At 73.6% G+C, this 22,503-nt stretch carries 22 protein-coding genes and 6 tRNA genes; 17 read left to right on the top strand and 11 right to left on the bottom strand.

Features of this window, described 5'->3' with window-relative positions; genetic code table 11:
- Positions 1 to 372: 372 nt before the first annotated feature.
- Entirely contained in the window at positions 373 to 1,026 is a 654-nt protein-coding gene (locus ACIODU_RS19460; RefSeq protein WP_401768996.1) for a class I SAM-dependent methyltransferase, read from the bottom strand.
- Positions 1,027 to 1,412: 386 nt separating this feature from the next.
- Here ACIODU_RS19460 and cobA point away from each other — a divergent pair, with 386 nt between their 5' ends.
- Entirely contained in the window at positions 1,413 to 2,627 is a 1,215-nt protein-coding gene (gene cobA / locus ACIODU_RS19455; RefSeq protein WP_401768993.1) for a uroporphyrinogen-III C-methyltransferase, read from the top strand.
- Between the two features lie 94 nt (positions 2,628 to 2,721).
- Positions 2,722 to 3,540, top strand: a complete 819-nt coding sequence (locus ACIODU_RS19450) for a TrmH family RNA methyltransferase (RefSeq protein WP_401768990.1) — start codon at positions 2,722 to 2,724, stop codon at positions 3,538 to 3,540.
- Between the two features lie 76 nt (positions 3,541 to 3,616).
- On the opposite strand, the gene ACIODU_RS19445 is transcribed toward ACIODU_RS19450, so the two are convergent.
- Positions 3,617 to 4,873, bottom strand: coding sequence for a serine/threonine-protein kinase (locus ACIODU_RS19445; RefSeq protein WP_401769159.1), 1,257 nt, complete (start codon positions 4,871 to 4,873; stop codon positions 3,617 to 3,619).
- Between the two features lie 203 nt (positions 4,874 to 5,076).
- On the opposite strand from ACIODU_RS19445, the gene ACIODU_RS19440 reads away from it, so the two are divergent.
- The 4 genes from ACIODU_RS19440 (at position 5,077) to ACIODU_RS19425 (ending at position 7,494) form a co-directional block, all read left to right on the top strand.
- Positions 5,077 to 5,334, top strand: coding sequence for a hypothetical protein (locus tag ACIODU_RS19440; protein WP_356424790.1), 258 nt, complete (start codon positions 5,077 to 5,079; stop codon positions 5,332 to 5,334).
- 200 nt (positions 5,335 to 5,534) lie between these two features.
- Complete coding sequence (locus ACIODU_RS19435) at positions 5,535 to 5,741, top strand: hypothetical protein (RefSeq protein ID WP_356424788.1); 207 nt, start codon at positions 5,535 to 5,537, stop codon at positions 5,739 to 5,741.
- Between the two features lie 324 nt (positions 5,742 to 6,065).
- Positions 6,066 to 7,085, top strand: coding sequence for a phosphotransferase (locus tag ACIODU_RS19430; protein WP_401768985.1), 1,020 nt, complete (start codon positions 6,066 to 6,068; stop codon positions 7,083 to 7,085).
- Positions 7,086 to 7,167: 82 nt separating this feature from the next.
- The gene (locus tag ACIODU_RS19425) at positions 7,168 to 7,494 is read left to right on the top strand and encodes a zf-TFIIB domain-containing protein (protein WP_401768983.1); all 327 of its coding nucleotides are present in this window, start codon (positions 7,168 to 7,170) and stop codon (positions 7,492 to 7,494) included.
- 94 nt (positions 7,495 to 7,588) lie between these two features.
- On the opposite strand, the gene ACIODU_RS19420 is transcribed toward ACIODU_RS19425, so the two are convergent.
- The 4 genes from ACIODU_RS19420 to ACIODU_RS19405 all read right to left on the bottom strand — a co-directional run bounded on the left by ACIODU_RS19420 (position 7,589) and on the right by ACIODU_RS19405 (position 7,968).
- A tRNA-Val gene (locus ACIODU_RS19420) sits at positions 7,589 to 7,660 on the bottom strand.
- 43 nt (positions 7,661 to 7,703) lie between these two features.
- Positions 7,704 to 7,775 (bottom strand) — tRNA-Val (locus tag ACIODU_RS19415).
- A gap of 46 nt (positions 7,776 to 7,821) precedes the next feature.
- Positions 7,822 to 7,893, bottom strand: a tRNA-Val gene (locus ACIODU_RS19410).
- 1 nt (position 7,894) lies between these two features.
- Positions 7,895 to 7,968, bottom strand: a tRNA-Cys gene (locus ACIODU_RS19405).
- 190 nt (positions 7,969 to 8,158) lie between these two features.
- Between ACIODU_RS19405 and ACIODU_RS19400 the strand changes: the two genes are divergently transcribed.
- Genes ACIODU_RS19400 through ACIODU_RS19390 form a run of 3 tightly spaced genes read left to right on the top strand, consistent with a single transcriptional unit; the run spans position 8,159 to position 10,997 of the window.
- On the top strand, positions 8,159 to 9,253 hold the full coding sequence (locus ACIODU_RS19400; RefSeq protein ID WP_401768980.1) for a chorismate-binding protein: 1,095 nt from the start codon (positions 8,159 to 8,161) through the stop codon (positions 9,251 to 9,253).
- Positions 9,253 to 10,074, top strand: a complete 822-nt coding sequence (locus tag ACIODU_RS19395) for an aminotransferase class IV (protein WP_401768977.1) — start codon at positions 9,253 to 9,255, stop codon at positions 10,072 to 10,074. The genes ACIODU_RS19400 and ACIODU_RS19395 overlap by 1 nt, the downstream gene beginning before the upstream one ends.
- A 59-nt stretch (positions 10,075 to 10,133) precedes the next feature.
- A complete protein-coding gene (locus ACIODU_RS19390; RefSeq protein ID WP_401768974.1) occupies positions 10,134 to 10,997 on the top strand; it encodes a GNAT family N-acetyltransferase in 864 nt (287 codons plus the stop codon).
- Between the two features lie 59 nt (positions 10,998 to 11,056).
- Here the strand turns inward: ACIODU_RS19390 and ACIODU_RS19385 are convergent, their stop codons facing one another.
- Positions 11,057 to 11,575 (bottom strand): DsbA family protein, encoded by a 519-nt coding sequence (locus tag ACIODU_RS19385; RefSeq protein WP_401768971.1) that lies wholly within the window; start codon positions 11,573 to 11,575, stop codon positions 11,057 to 11,059.
- Positions 11,576 to 11,792: 217 nt separating this feature from the next.
- On the opposite strand from ACIODU_RS19385, the gene ACIODU_RS19380 reads away from it, so the two are divergent.
- Positions 11,793 to 12,242, top strand: a complete 450-nt coding sequence (locus tag ACIODU_RS19380) for a hypothetical protein (RefSeq protein WP_401768968.1) — start codon at positions 11,793 to 11,795, stop codon at positions 12,240 to 12,242.
- 183 nt (positions 12,243 to 12,425) lie between these two features.
- Positions 12,426 to 12,578, top strand: coding sequence for a hypothetical protein (locus tag ACIODU_RS19375; protein WP_167034211.1), 153 nt, complete (start codon positions 12,426 to 12,428; stop codon positions 12,576 to 12,578).
- Between the two features lie 27 nt (positions 12,579 to 12,605).
- Here the strand turns inward: ACIODU_RS19375 and ACIODU_RS19370 are convergent, their stop codons facing one another.
- Both ACIODU_RS19370 and ACIODU_RS19365 read right to left on the bottom strand, forming a co-directional pair.
- Positions 12,606 to 13,175, bottom strand: coding sequence for a CGNR zinc finger domain-containing protein (locus ACIODU_RS19370; RefSeq protein ID WP_356424766.1), 570 nt, complete (start codon positions 13,173 to 13,175; stop codon positions 12,606 to 12,608).
- Between the two features lie 257 nt (positions 13,176 to 13,432).
- Complete coding sequence (locus ACIODU_RS19365) at positions 13,433 to 13,846, bottom strand: SsgA family sporulation/cell division regulator (protein WP_003959770.1); 414 nt, start codon at positions 13,844 to 13,846, stop codon at positions 13,433 to 13,435.
- 190 nt (positions 13,847 to 14,036) lie between these two features.
- On the opposite strand from ACIODU_RS19365, the gene ACIODU_RS19360 reads away from it, so the two are divergent.
- Both ACIODU_RS19360 and ACIODU_RS19355 read left to right on the top strand, forming a co-directional pair.
- Positions 14,037 to 14,546, top strand: coding sequence for a TIGR02611 family protein (locus tag ACIODU_RS19360; RefSeq protein ID WP_401768965.1), 510 nt, complete (start codon positions 14,037 to 14,039; stop codon positions 14,544 to 14,546).
- A gap of 76 nt (positions 14,547 to 14,622) precedes the next feature.
- Positions 14,623 to 14,694, top strand: a tRNA-Val gene (locus tag ACIODU_RS19355).
- 69 nt (positions 14,695 to 14,763) lie between these two features.
- Here ACIODU_RS19355 and ACIODU_RS19350 read toward each other — a convergent pair.
- The gene (locus ACIODU_RS19350) at positions 14,764 to 17,331 is read right to left on the bottom strand and encodes an SCO7613 C-terminal domain-containing membrane protein (protein WP_401768962.1); all 2,568 of its coding nucleotides are present in this window, start codon (positions 17,329 to 17,331) and stop codon (positions 14,764 to 14,766) included.
- Positions 17,332 to 17,453: 122 nt separating this feature from the next.
- Between ACIODU_RS19350 and ACIODU_RS19345 the strand changes: the two genes are divergently transcribed.
- A tRNA-Val gene (locus ACIODU_RS19345) sits at positions 17,454 to 17,525 on the top strand.
- Positions 17,526 to 17,646: 121 nt separating this feature from the next.
- Here the strand turns inward: ACIODU_RS19345 and ACIODU_RS19340 are convergent.
- Positions 17,647 to 18,375, bottom strand: coding sequence for a 3'-5' exonuclease (locus tag ACIODU_RS19340; RefSeq protein ID WP_401768959.1), 729 nt, complete (start codon positions 18,373 to 18,375; stop codon positions 17,647 to 17,649).
- 189 nt (positions 18,376 to 18,564) lie between these two features.
- On the opposite strand from ACIODU_RS19340, the gene ACIODU_RS19335 reads away from it, so the two are divergent.
- The 3 genes from ACIODU_RS19335 (at position 18,565) to thrS (ending at position 22,476) form a co-directional block, all read left to right on the top strand.
- On the top strand, positions 18,565 to 19,131 hold the full coding sequence (locus ACIODU_RS19335) for a DUF4365 domain-containing protein (RefSeq protein WP_356424753.1): 567 nt from the start codon (positions 18,565 to 18,567) through the stop codon (positions 19,129 to 19,131).
- The gene (locus tag ACIODU_RS19330; RefSeq protein ID WP_356424750.1) at positions 19,131 to 20,417 is read left to right on the top strand and encodes a hypothetical protein; all 1,287 of its coding nucleotides are present in this window, start codon (positions 19,131 to 19,133) and stop codon (positions 20,415 to 20,417) included. Before ACIODU_RS19335 ends, ACIODU_RS19330 begins: the two co-directional genes overlap by 1 nt.
- 82 nt (positions 20,418 to 20,499) lie before the next feature.
- A complete protein-coding gene (gene thrS / locus ACIODU_RS19325) occupies positions 20,500 to 22,476 on the top strand; it encodes a threonine--tRNA ligase (protein ID WP_401768955.1) in 1,977 nt (658 codons plus the stop codon).
- Positions 22,477 to 22,503 lie beyond the last annotated feature (27 nt).

Genomic DNA, 22,503 nt, shown 5'->3' with positions numbered 1-22,503 from the left:
GGACATGGAGCGCGGTGGGCGCCGAACCGTCCGGTGGCGCCCCCCTCTGACGACGCGCCGGCCACCCGGCCCGCCGGCCACCGGACCGGGCTCGTCCACGCGGCCGCAGTGCTGGGTGCTCAACCGGGTGCACGGCGCCCCGGCGCCACCGAGCCGCCAGGCTCCGGCTGCGCGCTGGTGACCCACCCGCGCGCCGTGGTCCACCGGGGTGTCAGTAGCGAGGAATACGTGGCCGCGCTCAAGGTGCTGCGCACGGTGGTCGCCGACATCGAGGGCGATGTGGCGTTCCAGCGCCGTGACGGGACCGATCACCGGAGCGGGCTCCGCCCGGTGGGAACGGCGTCCCCGTCGTCGCCGGGCGTGCGCCCCCCGTCAAGCCCCCTCGGGCTTGCGGGCCAGCAGGCACGCCCGTGGCCGGTTCACTCGTCCGCCGGGCTCCTGCTCCAGCCGCGCGGTGACGACGAGTCCGGCCTCCTCCAGCAGGCCGGCCACGCGGTCCAGGGGCAGGAGGTACGACTCGTAGGTCACCGGACGGCCGTAGCCCCGGGTCGGCCGCAGCCGCTCGTCGCCGACATAGTCGCCCCAGAGCAGGTAGCCGCCGGGCGCGAGCGTGCGGTGGAACTCGGCGCACACGCCGGGCAGCCACTCCGGCGGCGTGTGGTGGGTGGAGTACCACGCCAGGACGCCGCCCAGCTCGTCGTCCCCCATCTCCAGCGCGGTCATCGAGCCCTCGTGGAACCGCAGCTCCGGGTACGCGAGCCGGGCCAGCCCGATCATCTCCGGCGACAGATCGACGCCGAAGGCGGACACGCCCAGCCCGGCCAGGTGCGCCGTCACACGACCGGGTCCGCACCCCAGATCCGCGACCGGCCCCGTCCCCGCCGTCCGTACCAACTCGGCGAACGCCGCCAGCATCGCGCGGGACAGCGGGTCCATCGCGGCGGGAGGCGGGACGCGTTCGACGTAATCGGCGGCGACCGTGTCGTACGACTCGCGCACGGCGGCCAGGAAGGAGGGCTCAGCCATGCGGCGACCCTAGACCAGGGAACTGACAGGCCCTGCCACGACCTTGACCCGAACCCGACCCCGGCGGACGGGGCGGGCACGCGGGACAACGGCCGTACGTGACAGCTGTCCCAGGTACGGGGCGGCGCCCGGTTCTCGCGTACCGCGACGCACCGCATCGCACCGCCGTCCAGGCACACCGCACCGCACCGCCCGCCACGCCAGGACCCAACGCCCGCCGCCCACGCCACGCCCGCCGCCCCCGCCGCGCGCCCCGCCCCCGCCACGGGCCCCGCCCGCGCCGCGCACCCGCCCGGCCCGGGGCCTCATCCCGCTCCGGGGGTCCCCGTAAGCTGGTTCCCGGGAGTCACCCCATCTCACCAGCCGCTTCAGGAGTCCCTACCGACATGGCCGAGCACGCCGAGCACCCCGCCTACCCCGTCGGACTCCGCCTGTCAGGGCGGCGCGTCGTTGTTGTCGGCGGCGGGCAGGTCGCCCAGCGCCGGCTGCCCGCGCTCATCGCGGCGGGCGCCGACATCGTGCTCGTGTCGCCCTCCGCGAAGGCGTCCGTCGAGGCCATGGCCGAGGCCGGCGAGATCCGCTGGGAGCGCAGGCGGTACGAGGAGGGCGACCTCGCGGGCGCCTGGTACGTCCTCGTCGCCTCCAGCGACCCCGTCGCGAACACCACCGCCTCCGCCGAGGCCGAACGCCTCCGCGTCTGGTGCGTCCGCAGCGACGACGCGGAGGCCGCCACCGCCTGGACCCCCGCCACCGGCCGCGGCGAGGGCGTCACCGTCGCCGTGCTCACCGGCCGCGACCCGCGCCGCTCCGCCGCCGTCCGCGACGCCATCGTCGAGGGCCTGCGCGACGGCACCCTCGCCGCGCCCCACCACCGCACCCGCACCCCCGGCGTCGCGCTCGTCGGCGGCGGACCCGGCGACCCGGACCTGATCACCGTGCGCGGCCGCCGCCTCCTCTCCGAGGCGGACGTCGTCATCGCCGACCGCCTCGGCCCCCGCGGCCTCCTGGACGAGCTGCCGCCGCACGTCGAGGTGATCGACGCCGCGAAGATCCCGTACGGCCGCGCCATGGCCCAGGAGGCGATCAACGAGGCGCTGATCGAACACGCCAAGGCGGGCAAGGCCGTGGTCCGCCTCAAGGGCGGCGACCCGTTCGTCTTCGGACGCGGCATGGAAGAGGTCCACGCCCTCGCCGCCGTCGGCATCCCGTGCGTCGTGGTCCCCGGGATCTCCAGCTCCATCAGCGTCCCGGGCGCCGCCGGGATCCCCGTCACCCACCGCGGGGTGGCCCACGAGTTCACCGTGGTCAGCGGTCACGTCGCCCCCGACGACGCGCGCTCCCTGGTCGACTGGGGCGCGATCGCCCGCCTGCGCGGCACGCTCGTCCTCCTCATGGCCGTCGACAAGATCGGCGCCATCGCCCAGGCCCTCATCGAGCACGGCAAGTCCCCCGAGACCCCCGTCGCCCTGGTCCAGGAAGGCACCACCGCCGCCCAGCGCCGGGTCGACGCGACGCTCGCGACGGTCGCGGAGGCCGTACGGACCCATGGGGTACGTCCTCCGGCGGTCATCGTCGTCGGGGACGTCGTGGCCCTCGGCTGACGGCTTCCGTCTCCGCCCGCCTCGCCCGCACTTCCACCCCGTGGCGCCCATCCGCGCCACCCGCCCGCCCCCGTCCTCAAGGCAGGATCAGCACGTGGCCGAACTCATCACCCTCGACGACCCGGACGACCCCCGCCTGCACGACTACACCGGCCTGACCGACGTGGAGCTGCGCCGCAGGCGCGAACCCGCGGAAGGGCTCTTCATCGCCGAGGGCGAGAAGGTCATCCGGCGCGCGACCGAGGCCGGCTACACGATGCGGTCCATGCTCCTCTCCGCCAAGTGGGTCGAGCCCATGCGGGACGTGATCGACGCCGCGCAAGCCCCCGTGTACGCGGTCACCCCCGACCTCGCAGAACGCGTCACCGGCTACCACGTCCACCGGGGCGCGCTCGCCTCCATGCGGCGCAAGCCGCTCCCGGAGCCGGCCGAGGTGCTTCGTACCGCCCGCCGCGTCGTCGTCATGGAAGCCGTCAACGACCACACCAACATCGGCGCGATCTTCCGCAGCGCGGCGGCGCTCGGCATGGACGCCGTCCTGCTCTCGCCGGACTGCGCCGACCCGCTCTACCGCCGGTCCGTGAAGGTCTCGATGGGCGCGGTCTTCGCCGTACCGTACGCACGGCTGGACGCCTGGCCCAGGTCCCTGGACACCGTACGGGGAGCGGGTTTCAGGCTGCTCGCCCTGACCCCGCACGAGAAGGCGGTCCCGATGGACGAGGCCGCGCCGCACCGCCTGGAACGGGTCGCGCTGATGCTGGGCGCGGAGGGTGACGGACTGTCGGCGCGGGCCCTGGACACCGCCGACGCGTGGGTACGCATCCCCATGGCGCACGGGGTCGACTCGCTGAACGTGGGTGCGGCGGCGGCGGTCGCGTTCTACGCGGTCACGGCGGGCCGCCCGGTGGACTGAGCGCCCGGCCGGGCGGCCCGGTTGAGAGCTGGTGCGCCGCTCAGACCTGCTGGGCCGCAGGGGACCGTTGCCCTGCTCAGAGCTGCTGCGCCGCCGCGATCCCCAGGGCGACGATCAGCGTCACCACCACGAACACGATCAGGCGCTGCCGCAGCAGCCGGGGATTGGCGGGGCGGCGGGCGCCCGAGGTCGGCCGAGGCGCCGTGTTCGGCCGCCCGCCCGTACGGGCACCGGCGCCGTCCCGCTGCTGCGGGGGCCGCCGTCCGCTCGTCCGCGGGGGCCCGCCCCGGGAGACGCCGGAACGGGAAGCGGTCGAGCCGGAGGGACGGCTCTGAGGCCCGCGTTCCCGCTCACGCTCCCGCTCCCGGTCGCGGTCGCGGTCCCGTTCCGTGACCCGTTCCCGCTCGGGACCCCACTCCATCCGCTCCGTGTAGCGCTCCGTCAGCCGCCCCGTCGCCCTGTCCTGTTCCAGACGCTCCCGCTGGGCCGGCGTCCTGATCTCCGCGACGCCCTGCGCCTCCCTGGCCGCGATCTCCTTGAGCCGCATCGACAGTTGGAGCGTGCTCGGCCGGTCCTCCGGGTCCTTGGCCAGGCAGGCCCGCACCAGCGGCGCGAGCGCGTCCGGCACTCCGTACAGCTGCGCCTCCTCGTGCACCACCCGGTAGAGCATGACCTCCGAACTGCCCTGCCCGAACGGCGAGTCGGCGGTGGCCGCGTACGCCAGCGTGGCGCCGAGCGAGAAGACGTCGGTCGCCGGGGTCACCGCCACCCCCCGCACCTGTTCGGGCGCGAGGAACCCGGGCGATCCGACTGCCGTCCCGACATGCGTCAGGGTGCTCGCGCCGGTCGCCCAGGCGATGCCGAAGTCGATGATGCGGGGGCCCTTGGGGGAGAGCAGGATGTTCGACGGCTTGAGGTCGCGGTGCACCACCCCCGCCTCGTGCACGGCCACCAGCCCCTCGGAGAGCGCCGCGCCCACGGAGGCCACCTCGGCCGCGCTCAGCGGGCCGTCCTCGTTGACCTTGTCGTGCAGCGAGGGCCCCGGAACGTACTGCGTCGCGAACCACGGCCGCTCCGCGTCCAGGTCCGCCGCCACCAGGCGGGCCGTACAGCCGCCCCGGATCCGCCGCGCGGCGGACACCTCGCGGGCGAACCGCGAGCGGAACTCCTGATCCTCGGCCAGATCCGGCCGGATCACCTTCAGCGCGACCCGCTGGCCGCGCCGGTCGGACCCCAGATAGACGACACCCATGCCGCCTGCGCCCAGCCGTCGGTGAAGCCTGAACGAACCGACGACACGCGGGTCCTCGCGCCGGAGCCGCATCATCGCCATGTCCATCCCCGCTGCCCGGTCGTCCGTGTGACGTGGCACAGCTTACGTACCCGCGCCCCGGCGCGCTCATAGGCCGCGCCCTCGCGGGCCGACCGATTGTCAGTGCGGGGTGGGAAACTTGAAGCGTGGTCAGGGGACGGCGGATCCAGGTCCCTTGGCCCGTGCGAGATCTCAAAGGTCCGTCGCAGAAGGGGGATTGGATCGTGAAGGGTGACCGGGTGGAGATAGTCGTGGACGCCGGGGACACGACGCGTACGTACGAAGTGGTGGCAAGCCGGGCAGGCCGCCGGGTGGAGACGGCGGTGCGCAGGGGAGTGGTGGAAGTGAGCGAAGTCACGCGCAACGGCACGGTGGTCCGCACCGCCAGGTTCATGGCGACGCGGGTGCTCGCCCTGGTGGAGCAGCCGGTCCCGCGGGAGGAGGCGTCGGAGCGTCCCCTCCGGGAAGACCCCAAGCCCTGAGGCGTTGTCGTACGTGCTTTCTCCACCCAGGGGAGTACGTGATCCGTACCGGGCTCATCCTCCGGGAGGCCCGGCAATCGGTACGCGGGCATGACGACCGGGCGTTCTCGCGTCCCTAGTGTTGAGGTCAAGCGGCGAGTGCAAGTACTCGTCCCCCGAGGTCGGACACTCGCCGCTGCCAATCTGACAGGAGAGGGACCATGACGGACACGGCATCGCGGGCATTGATCCGCACGCAGGGACGCAAGGCTTTCGCCGCGTTCGGCGGAGGCCGGTCCGGTACGCGCCACCCGCTGGTGGCGACGGCGATGGTCCTTCCCCTGGCGGCTCTGCTCGTGGTCGTCTTCGGCGGCTGGGAAGCAGTGGTCACACAAGCGTCGTCCGTGGGCGTGATGCTGGGGCGCTGAGCGGCGCCCCAGACCCGGGAGAGCGGCCCGGGTCAAGGACATCCGGCCAACAACCCCGTGGGGACGGGGGTGCGGCGGACGGCAGCGTTTGGCCGGTCAGCTGGGGAGCTGACCGGCCATCGCGCTGTCCGGGCCCGTTCTGACCCCGGCTCAGGAATGTCGACCGCACCCCGCCCGGACCGGCCCCTCCCGGGGGGCCTCAGCCGTGGCCGCACCTCCCGGCGTCGGTTCTGCCGGCGTCACGGGGTCGGTGGAGGCCCCGCGCCGGTCCCGTTGCCCAGGCCGCCCGTACACTCGCTCGGAGCCGTATCGCCCGGGGGAACCGTGACCGCAGACGTCGTCAGCGCGCTGGCCCTGGTCGCTCGCCGGGCGGCCCACCTCTCCGTGCCCCCGTCCTCCTGCCCGGCCTGCGGCGGTGACGGTGACGGCGCCGGTGACGTCGTGCTCGCGGAGCGGGCCGACGGGGTGGTCGTACGACACGGCGACGCCGTCGCCAAGGCGCACGCCGACACCACCGACCCGGCCGACCACCGCGCCAGGCTCGCGGTCGCCTCCCATCCGCTGCTCGCCGGGATCCTCCTGCCCCCGCTCCCGACCGCCGCCGGCGAACCGCTCGGCCGGCCGGTCACCTCCTGGCCGTACGGCACCCCCGTCGACCCGGCGGACCCGGACGCCGCGCCGTGGGAGGAGACCGGCGCGCTCCTCGCCCGGCTGCACTCCGTCCCCCTCGACGCCCTCTCCCGTACGCCCCTGCCGGCCATGCGCGGCCCCGCCAAGGTCGCCCGCGCCCTCGCCCGGCTGCGTGCCGCATCCCCCCGCCCCGCCCGCCCGCTCCCCGCTCACCCGCTCCCCGGCCGCCCCGCGCCCCCGGCGGAACTCGCACCCGTCCACCGCGCCGCCGCCACCCTCCCCCCATGGGCCCGGGGCGAAGCGCCCCCGCCCCCGGCGCCCCGCGCGCTGTGTCACGGGGACCTGCATCTCGGGCAGCTCGTGCGGCATCCCGTCTCCGGCGGGGCCTGGTCGCTCATCGACATCGACGACCTGGGCGCCGGCGACCCCGCCTGGGACCTCGCCAGGCCCGCCGCCTGGTATGCCGCCGGGCTGCTGCCGCCCTCCGCCTGGGAGCGGTTCCTCGGCGCCTACCGCGCCGCGCGCGGCCCCGCCGTGCCCGCCCACGGCGACCCCTGGCCCCGACTGGACGTCGCCGCCCGCGCCCTCACCGTCCAGACCACCGCGCTCGCCCTCGCGAAACGCGCCGCCGAACACCGCGAACCCGACGACGTCGAGCGGTTGATGATCGACGCCTGTGCCCGAATCGCAGCAATCCCTGCCGAGTTGGGGTAGGCGCACCGTCGTAGGGTGAACCGACTGCCGCCGGGCGCGTGTTCCGGCGGCGCCGAAGAGACGGCGAGGAGCTGAGCCGACGATGCAGTGTCCCAAGTGCCACGCAGCGATGCACACGTACAACCGCAACGGTGTCCAGATAGAACAGTGCAGCGGCTGCCGGGGAATCTTCCTCGACTACGGCGAGCTGGAGTCCCTGACCCGCCTGGAGTCGCAGTGGGTGCAGCAGGCACCGCCGCCCGTGCCGCCCGCCCCGCAGCCGGGCTACCCGGCCGCCCCGCCGGCCTACCCGGCGGCGCCCGCGCCCGCGTGGGGCGCCCCGCAGCACGGCCAGCACGGCGGTCACTACGGCGGCCACGGCGGCCACCACAAGAACAAGAGCTTCGGCCGGATGCTGTTCTCGTCCTGACGCCCTGGTGCCCTGACGCCCCAGCCGTGTGAACGGAAGAAGAACGGAAGAAGCCCCCGGCCGTCGAACGGCCGGGGGCTTCTCTCGGTACGCGTGCGCGATACTGGGATTGAACCAGTGACCTCTTCCGTGTCAGGGAAGCGCTCTCCCGCTGAGCTAATCGCGCGGGACCCACATCAACTGCTCACACACATCGTGCTCATCCTGCGTGCGCGATACTGGGATTGAACCAGTGACCTCTTCCGTGTCAGGGAAGCGCTCTCCCGCTGAGCTAATCGCGCGGGACGTACCGATCCTGCCTGTCCTACTGCCGTGATCTGTTCTGCGTGGACGATACTGGGATTGAACCAGTGACCTCTTCCGTGTCAGGGAAGCGCTCTCCCGCTGAGCTAATCGTCCTTGGAGGTGGAGACGGGATTTGAACCCGTGTAGACGGCTTTGCAGGCCGTTGCCTCGCCTCTCGGCCACTCCACCCGAGCGGCGCGTTTTCCAACTGCGCCACGTGGGCCTCTCGTTTCCGTTCCGTGTGCACGGCCCGGCGACGAGTTGAACTCTAGCGGATTCCCGAGCCAGCACAAAAACGCGTTTGCGCAGCGTGCTGCGGTGCGTGCACGGTGCGTTCCGGCCGGAGCGGCCCGGTGGGGCTTGTTCTAGACTCGCAAGCGTGCACGACCTCGCTCCTCTGGCCCGCTTCGGGAACCTCGTCGCCTCCGGGCTGCGGGATGTCACCCATGATCCCGAAGCCCTCGACTCCTCGGGGTTCTGGGCGGTGGTCGCGGACTTCGAGGGCCACCTGACCTGCGCCCGCTTCGACGACGTACGGACCGAACCGGTGCCGGCGGCGGTCCCCGGGCGGTGGCGCGGACCCGGCGCGGGTGACTGGACGTCGTCGCTCGACCGCGCCGCGTACACCTCGGGCGTACGGCGTATCCGCGAGCACATCGCCGCCGGTGACGTCTACCAGGTCAACCTCTGCCGGGTCCTCTCGGCCCCCCTGCCCCACCCCGGCGCCGCCGACGTGGACGCCCTGACAGCCGTGCTCGCCCACGAGCACCCCGCCGCGTACGCCGGTACGATCCGGCTCCCCGGCCACGGCGTCGAGATCGCCACCGCCTCCCCCGAGCTGTACCTCTCCCGCGACGACCTCACCGTCGAGTCCGGTCCGATCAAGGGCACCGCCCGTACGGCCGCCGAACTCCTGGACAAGGACCGCGCCGAGAACGTGATGATCGTGGACCTCGTCCGCAACGACCTGGGCCGCGTCTGCGTGCCCGGTTCCGTGACCGTCCCGGCGCTCATGCGGGTCGAGCCGTACCCCGGGCTCGTCCACCTCGTGTCGACCGTACGGGGCGAACTCACCGAAAAGGCGGGCTGGTCCGACCTCCTGCCCGCCACCTTCCCGCCCGGCTCGGTCACCGGCGCGCCCAAGTCCAGCGCCCTGACGATCATCGAGGAGCTGGAGGCGGAACCGCGCGGACCGTACTGCGGAGGCATCGGCTGGGTCGACGCCGACCGTGGCACCGCCTCCCTCGCCGTCGGCATACGCACCTTCTGGATCGACCGCACCACGGCGGCCGGGCCCGTCCTGTGCTTCGGCGCCGGCGCGGGCATCACCTGGGGCTCCGACCCCGAGGGGGAGTGGCGCGAGACGGAACTGAAGGCAGCCCGCCTCCTGGCCCTCGCGTCGGGCGGGTACGGGGCGGACGCGCGCGCGTCCGACGAGTACGGCACGTACGAGGAAAGTGGAAGGACGGCCTGATGAAGATCTGGGTCAACGGCGCACTGCACCCCGCCGCATCCGCGCACGTATCCGTGCTCGACCACGGCATGACCGTCGGCGACGGCATTTTCGAGACTGTCAAGGCCGTCCACGGACAGCCCTTCGCCCTCACCCGCCACCTCGACCGGCTCACCCGCTCGGCCCGCGGCCTCGGACTGCCGGACCCCGACCTGGACGAGGTGCGCCGCGCCTGTACGGCGGTCCTCGACGCCAACCCGGCTTCCCTGGCCCGCCTCCGGATCACGTACACCGGCGGGCTCTCCCCCCTCGGCTCCGACCGGGGCGACGCGGGACCGACCCTCGTCGTCGCCGCCGGCGCGACGACCCGCCGCCCGGACACCACCGCCGTGATCACCGTCCCCTGGACGCGGAACGAACGCGGCGCCCTGACCGGCCTCAAGACCACGTCGTACGCGGAGAACGTCGTCGCTCTCGCCCGCGCGCGCGAACAGGGCGCGTCCGAGGCGCTCTTCGCCAACACGGTGGGCCACCTCTGCGAGGGCACCGGCTCCAACGTCTTCGTCGTCCTCGACGGCGAACTGCACACCCCGCCCGTCTCGTCCGGCTGCCTGGCCGGCATCACCCGTGCTCTGACCGTCGACTGGACCGGCGCCCACGAGACCGATCTGCCGCTCGACGCCCTGGAGCGGGCGGAGGAGGTCTTCCTGACCTCCACCCTCCGCGATGTCCAGGCCGTCCACCGCGTCGACGGCCGTCAACTGCCCACGGCTCCGGGGCCGGTGACCGCCAAGGCGATGCGGGTGTTCGACGAGCGCTCCGGCGCCGACCTCGACCCGTAGGCGCACGCCGCCCGCGAAATCGGATGCCACGGGGGCGGAGGACGGGTACAACTCCCCTGATGACCACGACACTGCGGCCGACCGAGCCGCTCCAGCAGACCGGCGACGGTGCCCGCTCCCGTACGTACGAGGTATGCGTGAACAGCCGCCCCGTCGGGACGATCGCCCTCGGCACGGGCACCGGATTCGGGCCCGCGGTCGGCGTGATCCGGGCGCTGCGGATCGACGGGCCCGACCGGCGGCGCGGACGCGGCACGGTCGCGGCCCTCGCCGCCGAAGAGGTGCTGCGCGGCTGGGGATGCGGGGAGGTGCTGGCCTCCGTGGAGATCCCCGGGCAGGGCGGCCGGGCCGAGGACGCGGCCCCCGCGCTCCGCCTCCTCACCGCCCTCGGCTACACCGAACGCAGCAGCAACATGGTCAAACCCCTGCTGTCCCGGCCGCCCGAGTTGCCCGCCGACACCGAGGGCCGGCCGCTCGAGGACGGCGAGTACGAGACCTGGTGGGCGGCGGCGGCCACGCGCTACGCGCAGGCCTGGATCGACCGGGGCGCCTCGCCCGAGCAGGCCAGGGCCAAGGCGGAGACGTCCAGGACCGAGGCCCTGCCCGACGGCCTCGCCACCCCCGGCGTCTCCCTGAGCGCGCTGGTCCACGCCGGGCAGGTCGTCGGCACGCTCTGGGTCTCCCGGCGCGAGGAGACGCCGGACGAGCCGGGCGCGTACGTGTACGACGTCGTGGTGGGGGAGGACCAGCGGGGCAAGGGGTACGGCCGCGCTCTGATGCTGCTGGCCGAGGGAGTGGCCCTGGACTTCGGGGCGACCCGGCTGGGACTGCACGTCTTCGCGGGCAACACCCCGGCGATCCGGCTGTACGAGTCGCTCGGGTACGTGACGACGCACCGGAACTTCCGCAAGGCGCTGCTCTGAGCCCGACGCCCGATGCCCGACGCTGTAGGGCCACGAGGCCGAGACGCCCGACTCCCGGGTCAGGCGTCCTCCCGCGCCACCACCCGGTCCACGATCGCCTCGATCCGGGCCCGCAGTCCCTCCTGACTCGTGCCGCCGTCCAGCCGCTCGCCGTCGACGACGTACGTGGGCGTGCCGGTCACCCCGATCGCCTTGCCCTCGGCCTGGTCCGCGTCCACGATCAGGATGTGCCGGCCGTCGATCAGGGCGGTGTCGAACTCCTCGGCGTCCAGGCCCAGCTCCCCGGCGATCTCCAGCAGCACCGGCTCGCCCTTGGCCGCGAGGTCGTCGGTACGGGCCAGGACGGCCTCCACGTACGCCCAGCCCCGCCCCTGCTCGAAGGCCTCCTCCGCGGCCTGCGCGGCGGCGAACGCGTGGCGGTGCTTCTCCAGCGGGAAGTGCCGCAGCCGGGTCTCCAGCCGGCTCCCGTACCGCTCGCGCAGCGCCCGCAGGTCGTCCAGGGCGTGGCGGCAGTCGGGACACTGGAGCTCGCACCAGAAGTCGAGGAGGACGGGGGCGGCGGGGGCGGAATCGTTCATGGACGGCAGTCTCCCAGCCCGGCCGCCCCCGGCCCAACCACCCGGAACGGAGAAGCGACCCCGGAGCCCCCCGCCCCCACCCCAGGGAGGAGGAAGCCCCGGGACACCCCCGAGATCTCCCTGAGGTCACCCCGTTGCGTGGCCCCGACCGCCCCACCAGGTGCACAGTGGATGCAGAACACGTTCCGACGACGACCCGGCCTGCCTGGAGGACCCGATGATTGCCGAGACCATCTTCTCCGCGGTGTCCGCAGCCGGCCTCGGTATCGCCGCCGTGACGGCGTACCGGAAGCGGTTCCTGTCGGCGACGCGCATCGCGGCGTACTCCCTGGTCCCGGTGGGTCTGGTGATGACCGGCGTCGTCAAATGGGTCGCGCACACGGCCTTCTCGCCGGTGGCCTGGCTCGGCTTCGTCGTGCTGGGCGTCGCCTGGCTGCTCTTCCTGACGACCCGGGCGGTGGAACGGCGCAGGGGCGGCACCCGCAAGGAGCGCAGGGCCGCCGCGAAGGCGGCGCGGCGCGAGGCGGTCGCCCCGGCGGCGTCCGCGCCCTCCCTCCCGGGCCGCAGCCCGGCGGTACGGGCCGAGCCGCGGCCCGCGCCGCGCGCCAAGGGGTCCGGCGACGACTTCAGCGACATCGAGGCGATCCTCAAGAAGCACGGCCTCTGAGGAGCCCGGGCCCGGGGGCCCGTACTCCCCAGCACGTCCCAGGTGCCCACACCGCCGAAAAGGGCCCCTGAGCGGCCCCCGTCTTGAATGCCGGACGGGTTTCCACGGAATATGATGAACTACCGCGCCGAAGACGCGTGTTGGTCATCAGCGCCCTCCGGGGTACGTCATCATCGCCCCGAGATGCTCGATACCTCCCGGGACCAGACCCCGGCACCCACCGATGAACAGCGCGGTTGCCTCTTCGCGCTCTCCCAGCCGCCCCTGATGATCTTCCTCACGGTGATCGGCGCCCTGCTGCTGATGGCGGCCGTCCATGACCTGTTCCTGCTGTGAGGAACGGTGCGCGACGGCCCGCGCGGCTCAGCCGGCCGCTTCCTTGCGGCGCGCCCGGTACGCGGCCACATGCAGCCGGTTGCCGCAGGTGCGGCTGTCGCAGTACCGCCGGGAGCGGTTGCGTGACAGGTCGACGAACGCGCGCCCGCAGTCCGGGGCCTCGCAGCGCCGCAGCCGTTCCTGTTCGCCCGCCACGACGATGAAGGCCAGGGCCATGCCGCAGTCGGCGGCGAGGTGGTCGGCGACCGAGGCGCCCGGCGCGAAGTAGTGGACGTGCCAGTCGTAGCCGTCGTGGTCGGTCAGCTGCGGGGTGGTGCCCGCGCCCGCCACCAGCTGGTTGATCAGGGCGGCCGCCGTCGGCGCGTCCGGCGCCCCGAACACGTCCGCGAACCGCTTCCGTACGTCCAGCACCGCCCGCAGATCGCGGACGCCCAGCTCCTCCACCCCGCTGACGCTGTGTTCCCGTACGAACGTGTGCAGTGCCGCCACATCCGCGAGCCCGTCGGGCGTGACCTCCGCCGCGTCGCCGTCCGGCGCGGTGTTCACCAGATCGACCACGGTGTCGAGGGCGATCCTGGTGTCGTGGGGAATCAGCACGATCCGCTCCCTGGCCTGCTGCGGGCCGGTGCCCGCCGAATCCCGCCGACTTTAGCCGCTGTACGGGGCGGGCGTGGCCTCGCTCGGCCACCGGTGCCCGCACGGGCGTACGCGGGCGCACGAGCGGGCGGCGGCGGACGCACCGGCGCCGTCGCCGCGGTGGGTCCGCGGCGACGGCGCCGGTGTGCTCCGTATGCGGTTGTCTGCGCGGCGCCGTCTCCCCGAGTCGGACGGCGCCGAGCGGCCCTCGGCCTGGCTCAGCTCTCGGCCAGGATGTGCGAGAGTTCCGTGTCGAGATCGAAGTGGCGGTGTTCGGTGCCCGGTGGCACCGCGGCGTCGGTCCGCTTGAGGAACGACTCCAGGGCCCGCGCCGGGGCCTCGAGCAGGGCCTCGCCCTCCGGAGAGCTCAGAGCGATGCAGACGACGCCCTGACCGTGGCTGCGCGACGGCCAGACTCTGACGTCGCCGGTGCCGGTGGGCCGGTGCAGCCCCTCGGCGAGAAGGTCGCGGGCGAAGACCCACTCGACCGTCTCTTCGGCTCCGGTGTGGAAGGTGGCGTGCACGGCGTAGGGATCGGCCGTGTCATACCGCAGGCCCGCGGGTACAGGCAGTGAGGACTCGCTCGATACAACGAGGCGCAGGTGCAGCTCGCAGCTGACCGTGGTGTTCATAAGCGCCAGGGCCTTTCGCTCAGTGTGCGCTCGGGGATTCGCACGTCGGCGAAATCGACATGCCACCTACGGTGTCGTTGTAAACCCCTCTGTCTGTTTTGTGATCCTTGGGGTAGCTCGTACAGCGGTGCGTGACTTCAGGCCATACCGCCATTCCGGTGACGTGACCGATTCCGGTAGGTTGGGGGTTATGCATGCGGAGAGTGACGAGCGGGGGGACGTCGTCGTACCGACGGCTACGGCGGACGCCGGCGCGGACCACGGAAAAGTTGAATCCGGGGCGCATCTGGTGCGGGTCCGGAAGACCGGGGACGAACGGACCGGGACGGCGGAGCTGGGCTCCCGGGCGCCCGGCTTCATCAAGGCGTCGAGGCCGCTGCATCTGAGCTGGCAGGTCGGCGTCTTCATCGTCGGGCTCGCGGTGGTCGGCGGGGGCGTCGTCCTGCTGCCGCTCCCGGGCCCCGGCTGGCTGATCATCTTCGGCGGCATGGCGATCTGGGCGACCGAGTTCGTCTGGGCGCAGCTGGTGCTCCGCTGGACCAAGCGGAAGGTCACGGAAGCCGCCCAGAAGGCGATGGACCCCAAGGTCCGGCGGCGGAACATCGTGCTCACCAGCATCGGGGTCGCGCTCCTCGCCGCGGCGGCCGCGGTCTACCTCTGGTACTTCGGCTGGGTCCTGCCGTGGAACATCGACCGCTGACCCCGACCGGCCCGCCGGCGCCCCGCGCACGGCGGGGAGCGGCGCTGACATGGGGTAATGTGTGCGGTGCGTTCCCGGGCGATTAGCTCAGTGGGAGAGCGCTTCGTTCACACCGAAGAGGTCACTGGTTCGAACCCAGTATCGCCCACCCGGAACCGAGGCCCGCGGACCTGTCACAGGTCCGCGGGCCTCGGTCGTTCTCGCCGCCGGCATCGGGTCAGCGCAGGCGGTTCAGGCCGTCCCGCAGCCGGCGCGCGTCCCTCAGGCGGTGTTCGTACGTCGCCCCCACCGCGAGGAGCAGCAGTCCGGCCAGGGCCGGCGGCAGCCAGCGGGGGAGCGCGCCCACCACCTGGACGACGTACGGCGCCAGCTCGTGCAGCCCGACCAGCGCCAGAACGGCGCCGCCCAGCACCAGCGGCGCCTGGAGGCGGAGCCGGGCACCGGCGAGCGTGACCGCGAGCGCGGCCAGCCCCAGCAGCAGCGGCCGGGCCCAGTGCGGATCGCCCCAGACCGCCACCAGGCTCGGCACCAGCGTGGCGGCCAGACCGGGCCCGTACGCCGTCCACGACGACGCCTCGGGATCGCGCCGGCGGCGCAGCAGGCCCACGGCGAGCGCGGGGACGGTCACCGGCAGGGTGTACGCCTCGGGCGCCCCCACCCCGGAGGCGGCGAGCCGCACCCAGGAGGCCAGGACGAACAGCCCGGTCGCGGCGTACCCCGCCACGGCCCGCCGCTCCGCGCGTACCGCCGTGCCCGCCGCGATCACCCCGCACAGGGCGAGCACCAGCGCCAGGACCGGGGCCCGGCCCAGCGCCAGGACCACGGCGAGCGCGCCCGCGCCCGCGCCGGCGAGCTCGACGGGCGCGGCCACCGGGTGGCGCCGCAGCCGCGCGCCGAGCAGCGCCACCAGGGCCGGGACGACGAGCACGAGCACCGCCACCCCTTCGGCCGACCACCCCGCCGCCGCGCCGGCGGCCACGGCCAGCCCCGCCGCGTACACGACGGCCCCGCAGCCGAGCACCGCCTGGACGAGCACCCGGAGCGGGGCGAGGGCCGCCTCCGGGGCCGCTTCCGGCCGCCGTACGTACTCCATGGCCACCGCCGTTCCCGCGTGCAGAAGCGTCAGGGTGGCGAGCACCGTCACCGTCGCGGGCCGGGTCGCGAGGGACAGCAGCGCGGCCCCGGCCCCGGCGGCCAGGGCGCAGCACAGGGCCGTGACCGTCACCGGACCGTGCGGGGGAGCCCCGATACGGCCGGCGAGGACAACGAGTGCCAGCGCGAGGGCCGTCAGGACCAGCGGGACCACCAGCGCCGCGCCGAACCCGAGGTCCAGCGTCAGCGGCAGGACGAGCAGGGCGGCCCAGACCAGCGCCACGACCCCGGACAGCAGGGCGGCCCGCACCCGGTCCGCACCGGTCGCCGGACCGGCGGCCGTCCCGGTGGTCGCGTCGGCATCCGCGCCCGGGGCCCCGGCCGTCGCCGCCCCCCGCGTCCGCCCGTACGCCACCCCCAGCGCCCCGGCCACCATCAGCAGCACCGGGGGAGCGGCCGTCAGGCCGGACCACGGGAAGTCCGCCCCGGCCGCCGCCCGTGCCCCGCCCGGCGCGCCCGCCCACACGCCGGCGAGTTGCCTCACGCCACCGCCCAGGGCCAACGCCACCAGCGGCAGCGCCCACACCACCGAGCACGCCCCGACACCCCCGGCGACGCCGACCAGTCCCCGCACCGCCGGGCGCGGCAGCCTCCCCCGTACCCCAGGCACCAGGACCGTCACCGCCGCCAGCGCCACCGCGCCCAGCACGTACGCGGGCACCGCCCAGCTGTCCGGCACCCCCGGGCGCAGCACCCCGCCGACCGCCGCGATCACCGCGAGACCCGACACCCCCGCGCACCCGACGGCCCCACCCGGCAGGCGCAGCGCGGCGAACAGGCCCAGCGCCGCCCCCGCGAGCAGCAGCACACCGGGGCCCGCGGCGGCCACCGGCGACCCCGCCGTCAGCGACAACTCGCAGCCCGTGAGCAGCGCCAGAGCCCCGGCCACCCCGGCGCCCGCCGCCGCGAAACCCCGTACCGGGGCAGACTTCGCCCACACCACCACCGCCACGTCCAGCGCGGCCGTCGCGAACAACGCCCAGGCCGTCGCCGACACCGGCGCCCCCGCCGCCGACACCCCCAGCGGCAGCGGGAGTTGGGCGGCCACCACGGCGGCGGGCAGCGGAACGCGGAGCCCGCCGACCACCCGCCCGTACCCCGCCCACAGCGCCGCCAGCACGGCCGCCGCCCCCGCCACGTACCCCAGGGGCGGCGTGCCGGACAGGGCCGTCGCGTACAGGCCGTACGCGTCCAGGACCGTCAGCACCAGCGCGAGCGCGGCCACCGCCTCCGCCGTCGCACCGCGCCCCCGGCGCACCAGCAGGGCGGGCACCGAGAGCGCCAGGACCGTCACCGCCCCCAGCACCACCGACCGGCCGGCGATCCCCATCTGGCCCCAGCCGACCAGCGTGAAGGCCACGGCCGCGATCGCCAGCAGCACCCCGCCCAGCGTCAGCAGCACATGCCGCACCCCCGGCGGGGACGTCTCGGGCCGCCGCGCGCCGCCCCCGCCACCGGGCGCCACCCACCCGGATCCCCACCCGGATGCCGGTCCCACCGACGGCCCGGCGCCCGCCAGCAGGCTCACCAGGTAGGACCTGCGCAGTAGCAACTGCCCCCTGCGCGCGTCGAGTCGGGCCAGCTCCTGATCGAGGATCACCAGCTCGTGGTCGGGCCGTAGTACCTGTGTCATGGCAGCGAGTGTGGTCCGCGCCACAGCCCGTGCCATCGGCACGCCTACTCAGATCCCCGGTGAGTACGTCCCCTCCGGTTTGAAGCCGACCCGTCCGGGCCTGTATGGTTCAAGGCGTTCCCGGGCGATTAGCTCAGCGGGAGAGCGCTTCGTTCACACCGAAGAGGTCACTGGTTCGAAACCAGTATCGCCCACCGGGAAAAGCCGGTCCGTCCCCGACGGACCGGCTTTTGTGTGCCCGGACGTGCCCGGACGTGCCCGGACGTGCCCGGACGTGCCCGGACGTGCCCGGAACGTGCCCGGACCGCCCGCCCCTCAGGCTGCCGCCGCGGGCACCTCGGGGCGCAGCGGCCACGCGGGATCCACCGACTCCTCCGTGCCGTTGCGCGAGAACCACGCCTGCAACCCCCGCGCCTGCGCCGCGTGCCACACCGCCTGGAGCGCGTGCAGCTCCGCCGCCGACAGCCGCTCCATCCGCGAGGCGAACCGCCGCCCCACCGCCCGTACCAGCTCCAGCGACGCCAGCGCGTCGGCCGCCGCGTCATGGGCGCCCTCCAGCTCCACGCCGTACTGGGCGCAGAGATCCGTGAGCGTACGGCGGCCCTTGCGATAGCGGTCCAGGTGCTTGTCCAGCACCCGCGGATCCAGCACGCACAGCGGCACGTTCTCCAGATGCCGCCCCAGCGACGACGCCCGGTGCCGCCTCAACTCCCGGTCCAGCAGGGTCAGATCGAACGGCGCGTTCATCACCACCAGCGGCCGGCCCGCCGCGCACTGCTCGGCCAGCGCCCGCGCCATCTCCTCCACCGCCGGCGCCGGCCACCGCCCGTTGCGGTGCAGGAAATCATCCGTCAGACCGTGTATCTCGGTGGCGGCGGGAGGCACCGGCACCCCCGGGTCTATCAGCCACCGCGTCACGCGGGGCCTCGCCCCCGCCATGTCCTGGACCACGAGGGCGGCCGAGACGATCCGGTCCCCCTCGACGTCCACCCCCGTCGTCTCCGTGTCGAATGCGGCCAGCGGGCCTTCGTACCAACGCGTCATCCCCGAACTCCTCGCGCGTATCGGGCAGATGGCGTCCGTCCTCTGCCCGAACCGGTGATACCCGGACACGACATGCGGTACGCACCGTTTACGGAGGACGCCGGACGGTGACAACACAAGGGACGGACACGGACGTTGACGGCCCGTCGCCCCCGACTCATCCGTACGGCCCGGAAGGCACCCAGAGCCATGGCTCTCGCGCAGCCCGAACCGGGCGGGCTGCTGCCCGAGCGGACCGCACCGCTGCGCGGAGCACTCGCCACCACCGCCTGCATGGAGACCCTCCAGGTGGGCTACCTCCACGCGGTCGCCGCCGCGGCCGGCTGCTCACTCAGCCAGCCCTTCCCCGACACCGGCATCGACTGGCACGTCAGCCACAGCTCACCCGGCCACGCCGTGGACGACGAGGTGACCATCAAGGTCCAGCTCAAGAGCACCTACCAACTTGCCCCGCACCCGGCGGGCCCGGCCTTCTCCTTCGCCCTCGACAACGCGCACCTGGTGAAACTGGCCCGCACCCCCGTCTCGGTGCACAAGATCCTGGTCGTCATGATCGTGCCCCGCACCCAGGACGAGTGGCTGCGCGCCGGGCACGACCGCCTCGACCTCAGACACTGCTGCTACTGGATCAACCTGGCGGGCCACCCTGTGACCGGCCGCCACCGGACGACCGTGCGGGTGCCCACCGCGCGCATCTTCGACGACCGGGCGCTCTGCGAGATCATGACCCGCGTCGGGTCGGGAGGGAGACCGTGATGCACCGGCCGTCCGACGAGCCCGCCGGCGGGGTGACCCCCTGGGCGGCCCGCCCCCGCCCCGCGCACCACCCCGCCGCGGAACCGCCGGGCCTCTGGACGGGCGCCCTGGCCCCCGACCCCGCGCGGACCGACCCCGCCGTCCTCGGCGCCCTCCTCGCCCGGCACGGCTGGCGCCGCCGGGGCGGCGCCCCCGGCCGCTACACCCGCTGGACACCCCCGGCACCCGCCGGCGGCGGCACCAGCCTCCTGGTGCCGGAGAGCCGCGCCTTCCCCGACTGCGACGACCTGCTCGCCGAGGCCTTCACCGCCCTCGCCCGCAGCGCGGCCCCCTCCGCCCGCGAAGTCCTCGTCGGCCTCACCGTCCCCAGCGACGAGATCCGCTGGTGGCGCGACGTGCCGCAGGGCCCCTCGGGGGCGGCGGCCTGGACCGTACAGGAACAACTGCGCGCGGCGGCCCGGCAATTGTTGCTGGCCGGTGCGCTCGCTGTGCGGAGCAGGGCCGGCTACCACGGAGCCCGCCACCGCAGCCGGGCCCAGGCCTCCCTCGAAGGGATCCTCGTCGGACCGGCCCCCGGCGGACGCGAACTCACCGCCTTCGTCCCGGTCACGGACGGCCGCGCCGTCGCCGTCCGCCTCCACCACGCCCTCTACGCCGCCCGCGAGGCCGTCGACTACCAGCGCGCCACCGGCGGCATGGAGGCGTTCGACACCGCCGTCCAGGCGGGGGTCAGCCGCGAGCTGACCGACGCCCTGGTCGCTCTCGTACGCGGCACGGAAGGCGCCCGTATCACCCTGGCCTGGGCCCCCGGCGCCGGTGTCCCCGACGGCTGCGTGCCCCGCCCCGAACCGGTGGAGTTCTCGCCCGGCGACCTGCCCGCGCTCCGCGAGGCGGGCCGCCGCTACCTGCGCGACGAGCCCTCCATGCCGGTACGGATCACCGGCTCCGTCATCCGGATGCGCCGGGCCGGACCGCGCGGCGCCGGATCCGTACGGCTGCGGGTCCTCGCCGGGGCGGAGATCCCGCACGTACGGGTCGCGCTCGACGAGGAGGCGTACCGTATCGCCGGACACGCGCACCTGGTCGGGCTGCCCATCCGGGTCGTCGGCCGGCTGGAGAGCCGGGGCGGCTTCCGCAGGCTCTCCGACGCCAGCGGTGTGGTGCCCGTCCAGGTGGACGAGGCGGAGCGCGACCGGCTGATGAAATCGCTCCAGGAGAACCTGGACTTCTTTGAAGAGGTATGCGGCGGGGGACGCGATCCGGAGGCCGACGCGGAAACCGTTTAGTGGGTGACGGCCCGGGCTCGGTACGATTCCTGATGCGCACGGAAAACAGGACGTGCGCGCCCCGTGCAGTCAGGAGAGTCCGGTGTCAGACGTCCGTGTGATCATCCAACGCGATTCCGAGCGGGAAGAGCGCGTGGTGACGACGGGCACTACGGCGGCCGAACTGTTCCCCGGCGAGCGCACCGTCGTCGCCGCGCGCGTGGGCGGCGAGCTGAAGGACCTCGCGTACGAGATCGCCGACGGCGAGACCGTCGAGCCCGTCCTCATCTCCTCCGAGGACGGCCTCGACATCCTCCGCCACTCCACCGCGCACGTGATGGCGCAGGCCGTGCAGGCGATCTTCCCCGAGGCCAAGCTGGGCATCGGCCCGCCGGTCAAGGACGGCTTCTACTACGACTTCGACGTCGCGAGGCCCTTCACCCCCGAGGACCTCAAGGTCATCGAGAAGAAGATGCAGGAGATCCAGAAGCGCGGCCAGCGCTTCTCCCGCCGCGTCGTCACGGACGAGGCGGCCCGCGAGGAGCTGGCCGACGAGCCGTACAAGCTGGAACTCATCGGCATCAAGGGCTCGGCGTCGACCGACGACGGCGCGGACGTCGAGGTGGGCGGCGGCGAGCTGACCATCTACGACAACCTGGACCCGAAGACCGGCGACCTGGCCTGGCGCGACCTGTGCCGCGGCCCGCACCTGCCCACCACCCGGTACATCCCGGCGTTCAAGCTGATGCGGAACGCCGCCGCGTACTGGCGGGGCAGCGAGAAGAACCCGATGCTCCAGCGCATCTACGGCACCGCGTGGCCGACGAAGGAAGAGCTGAAGGCGCACCTGGACTTCCTGGTCGAGGCCGAGAAGCGGGACCACCGCAAGCTCGGCAACGAGCTGGACCTGTTCTCCTTCCCCGACGAGGTCGGCTCCGGCCTCGCGGTCTTCCACCCCAAGGGCGGCATCATCCGCCGCACCATGGAGGACTACTCGCGCCGCAGGCACGAGGAGGAGGGGTACGAGTTCGTCTACACCCCCCACGCCACCAAGGGCCGCCTTTTCGAGAAGTCCGGGCACCTCGACTGGTACGCGGACGGCATGTACCCGCCCATGCAGCTCGACGAGGGCGTGGACTACTACCTCAAGCCCATGAACTGCCCGATGCACAACCTGATCTTCGACGCCCGGGGGCGGTCGTACCGCGAACTGCCGCTGCGGCTCTTCGAGTTCGGGACGGTGTACCGGTACGAGAAGTCGGGCGTCGTGCACGGCCTGACCCGCGCGCGCGGCTTCACCCAGGACGACGCGCACATCTACTGCTCCAAGGAGCAGATGGCGGACGAGCTGGACTCGACGCTGACCTTCGTGCTCAACCTGCTGCGTGACTACGGTCTGACAGACTTCTACCTGGAACTGTCGACCAAGGACCCCGAGAAGTACGTCGGGACCGACGAGGCGTGGGAGGAAGCGACCGAGACGCTGCGCAAGGTCGCCGAGAAGCAGGGGCTGCCGCTGGTCCCCGACCCGGGCGGCGCGGCCTTCTACGGGCCGAAGATCTCGGTGCAGGCGCGGGACGCCATCGGCCGTACGTGGCAGATGTCGACCGTGCAGCTCGACTTCAACCTCCCGGAGCGCTTCGACCTGGAGTACACCGCGCCGGACGGCTCCAAGCAGCGGCCCGTCATGATCCACCGGGCGCTGTTCGGGTCCATCGAGCGGTTCTTCGCGGTGCTGCTGGAGCACTACGCGGGCGCGTTCCCGGCGTGGCTGGCGCCGGTGCAGGCGGTGGGGATCCCGATCGGGGACGCCCACGTCGAGTACTTGCAGGGCTTCGCCGCCGAGGCGAAGAAGAAGGGCCTGCGGGTCGAGGTGGACGCGTCCTCCGACCGCATGCAGAAGAAGATCCGCAACCACCAGAAGCTCAAGGTCCCCTTCATGATCCTGGTCGGCGACGAGGACATGAACGCGGGCACGGTGTCCTTCCGCTACCGCGACGGGTCGCAGGAGAACGGCATCCCGCGCGACGAGGCGCTGGCGAAGCTGCTCGACGTGGTGGAGCGCCGCGTCCAGGTCTGACACCTGACAGCACGTGTACGAGGCCCC

Origin of the sequence: Streptomyces sp. NPDC088261, assembly GCF_044740805.1 — a bacterium.
GTDB lineage: Bacteria > Actinomycetota > Actinomycetes > Streptomycetales > Streptomycetaceae > Streptomyces.
The sequence above is the reverse complement of the archived record's forward strand: the minus strand, read 5'-3'. Positions and strand labels throughout refer to the sequence as shown.

What these genes read in the sequence shown, in the direction of transcription:
- ACIODU_RS19425 (WP_401768983.1), top strand. Translation starts at nt 7,168, where the DNA reads ATGCAGTGTCCCAAGTGCCACGCAGCGATGCACACGTACAACCGCAAC.
- ACIODU_RS19360 (WP_401768965.1), top strand. Translation starts at nt 14,037, where the DNA reads ATGCATGCGGAGAGTGACGAGCGGGGGGACGTCGTCGTACCGACGGCT.
- cobA (WP_401768993.1), top strand. Translation starts at nt 1,413, where the DNA reads ATGGCCGAGCACGCCGAGCACCCCGCCTACCCCGTCGGACTCCGCCTG.
- ACIODU_RS19340 (WP_401768959.1), bottom strand. Translation starts at nt 18,375, where the DNA reads ATGACGCGTTGGTACGAAGGCCCGCTGGCCGCATTCGACACGGAGACG.
- ACIODU_RS19380 (WP_401768968.1), top strand. Translation starts at nt 11,793, where the DNA reads ATGATTGCCGAGACCATCTTCTCCGCGGTGTCCGCAGCCGGCCTCGGT.
- ACIODU_RS19385 (WP_401768971.1), bottom strand. Translation starts at nt 11,575, where the DNA reads ATGAACGATTCCGCCCCCGCCGCCCCCGTCCTCCTCGACTTCTGGTGC.
- ACIODU_RS19365 (WP_003959770.1), bottom strand. Translation starts at nt 13,846, where the DNA reads ATGAACACCACGGTCAGCTGCGAGCTGCACCTGCGCCTCGTTGTATCG.
- ACIODU_RS19350 (WP_401768962.1), bottom strand. Translation starts at nt 17,331, where the DNA reads ATGACACAGGTACTACGGCCCGACCACGAGCTGGTGATCCTCGATCAG.
- ACIODU_RS19375 (WP_167034211.1), top strand. Translation starts at nt 12,426, where the DNA reads ATGCTCGATACCTCCCGGGACCAGACCCCGGCACCCACCGATGAACAG.
- ACIODU_RS19460 (WP_401768996.1), bottom strand. Translation starts at nt 1,026, where the DNA reads ATGGCTGAGCCCTCCTTCCTGGCCGCCGTGCGCGAGTCGTACGACACG.
- ACIODU_RS19335 (WP_356424753.1), top strand. Translation starts at nt 18,565, where the DNA reads ATGGCTCTCGCGCAGCCCGAACCGGGCGGGCTGCTGCCCGAGCGGACC.
- ACIODU_RS19445 (WP_401769159.1), bottom strand. Translation starts at nt 4,873, where the DNA reads ATGGCGATGATGCGGCTCCGGCGCGAGGACCCGCGTGTCGTCGGTTCG.
- ACIODU_RS19435 (WP_356424788.1), top strand. Translation starts at nt 5,535, where the DNA reads ATGACGGACACGGCATCGCGGGCATTGATCCGCACGCAGGGACGCAAG.
- ACIODU_RS19395 (WP_401768977.1), top strand. Translation starts at nt 9,253, where the DNA reads ATGAAGATCTGGGTCAACGGCGCACTGCACCCCGCCGCATCCGCGCAC.
- ACIODU_RS19390 (WP_401768974.1), top strand. Translation starts at nt 10,134, where the DNA reads ATGACCACGACACTGCGGCCGACCGAGCCGCTCCAGCAGACCGGCGAC.
- ACIODU_RS19330 (WP_356424750.1), top strand. Translation starts at nt 19,131, where the DNA reads ATGCACCGGCCGTCCGACGAGCCCGCCGGCGGGGTGACCCCCTGGGCG.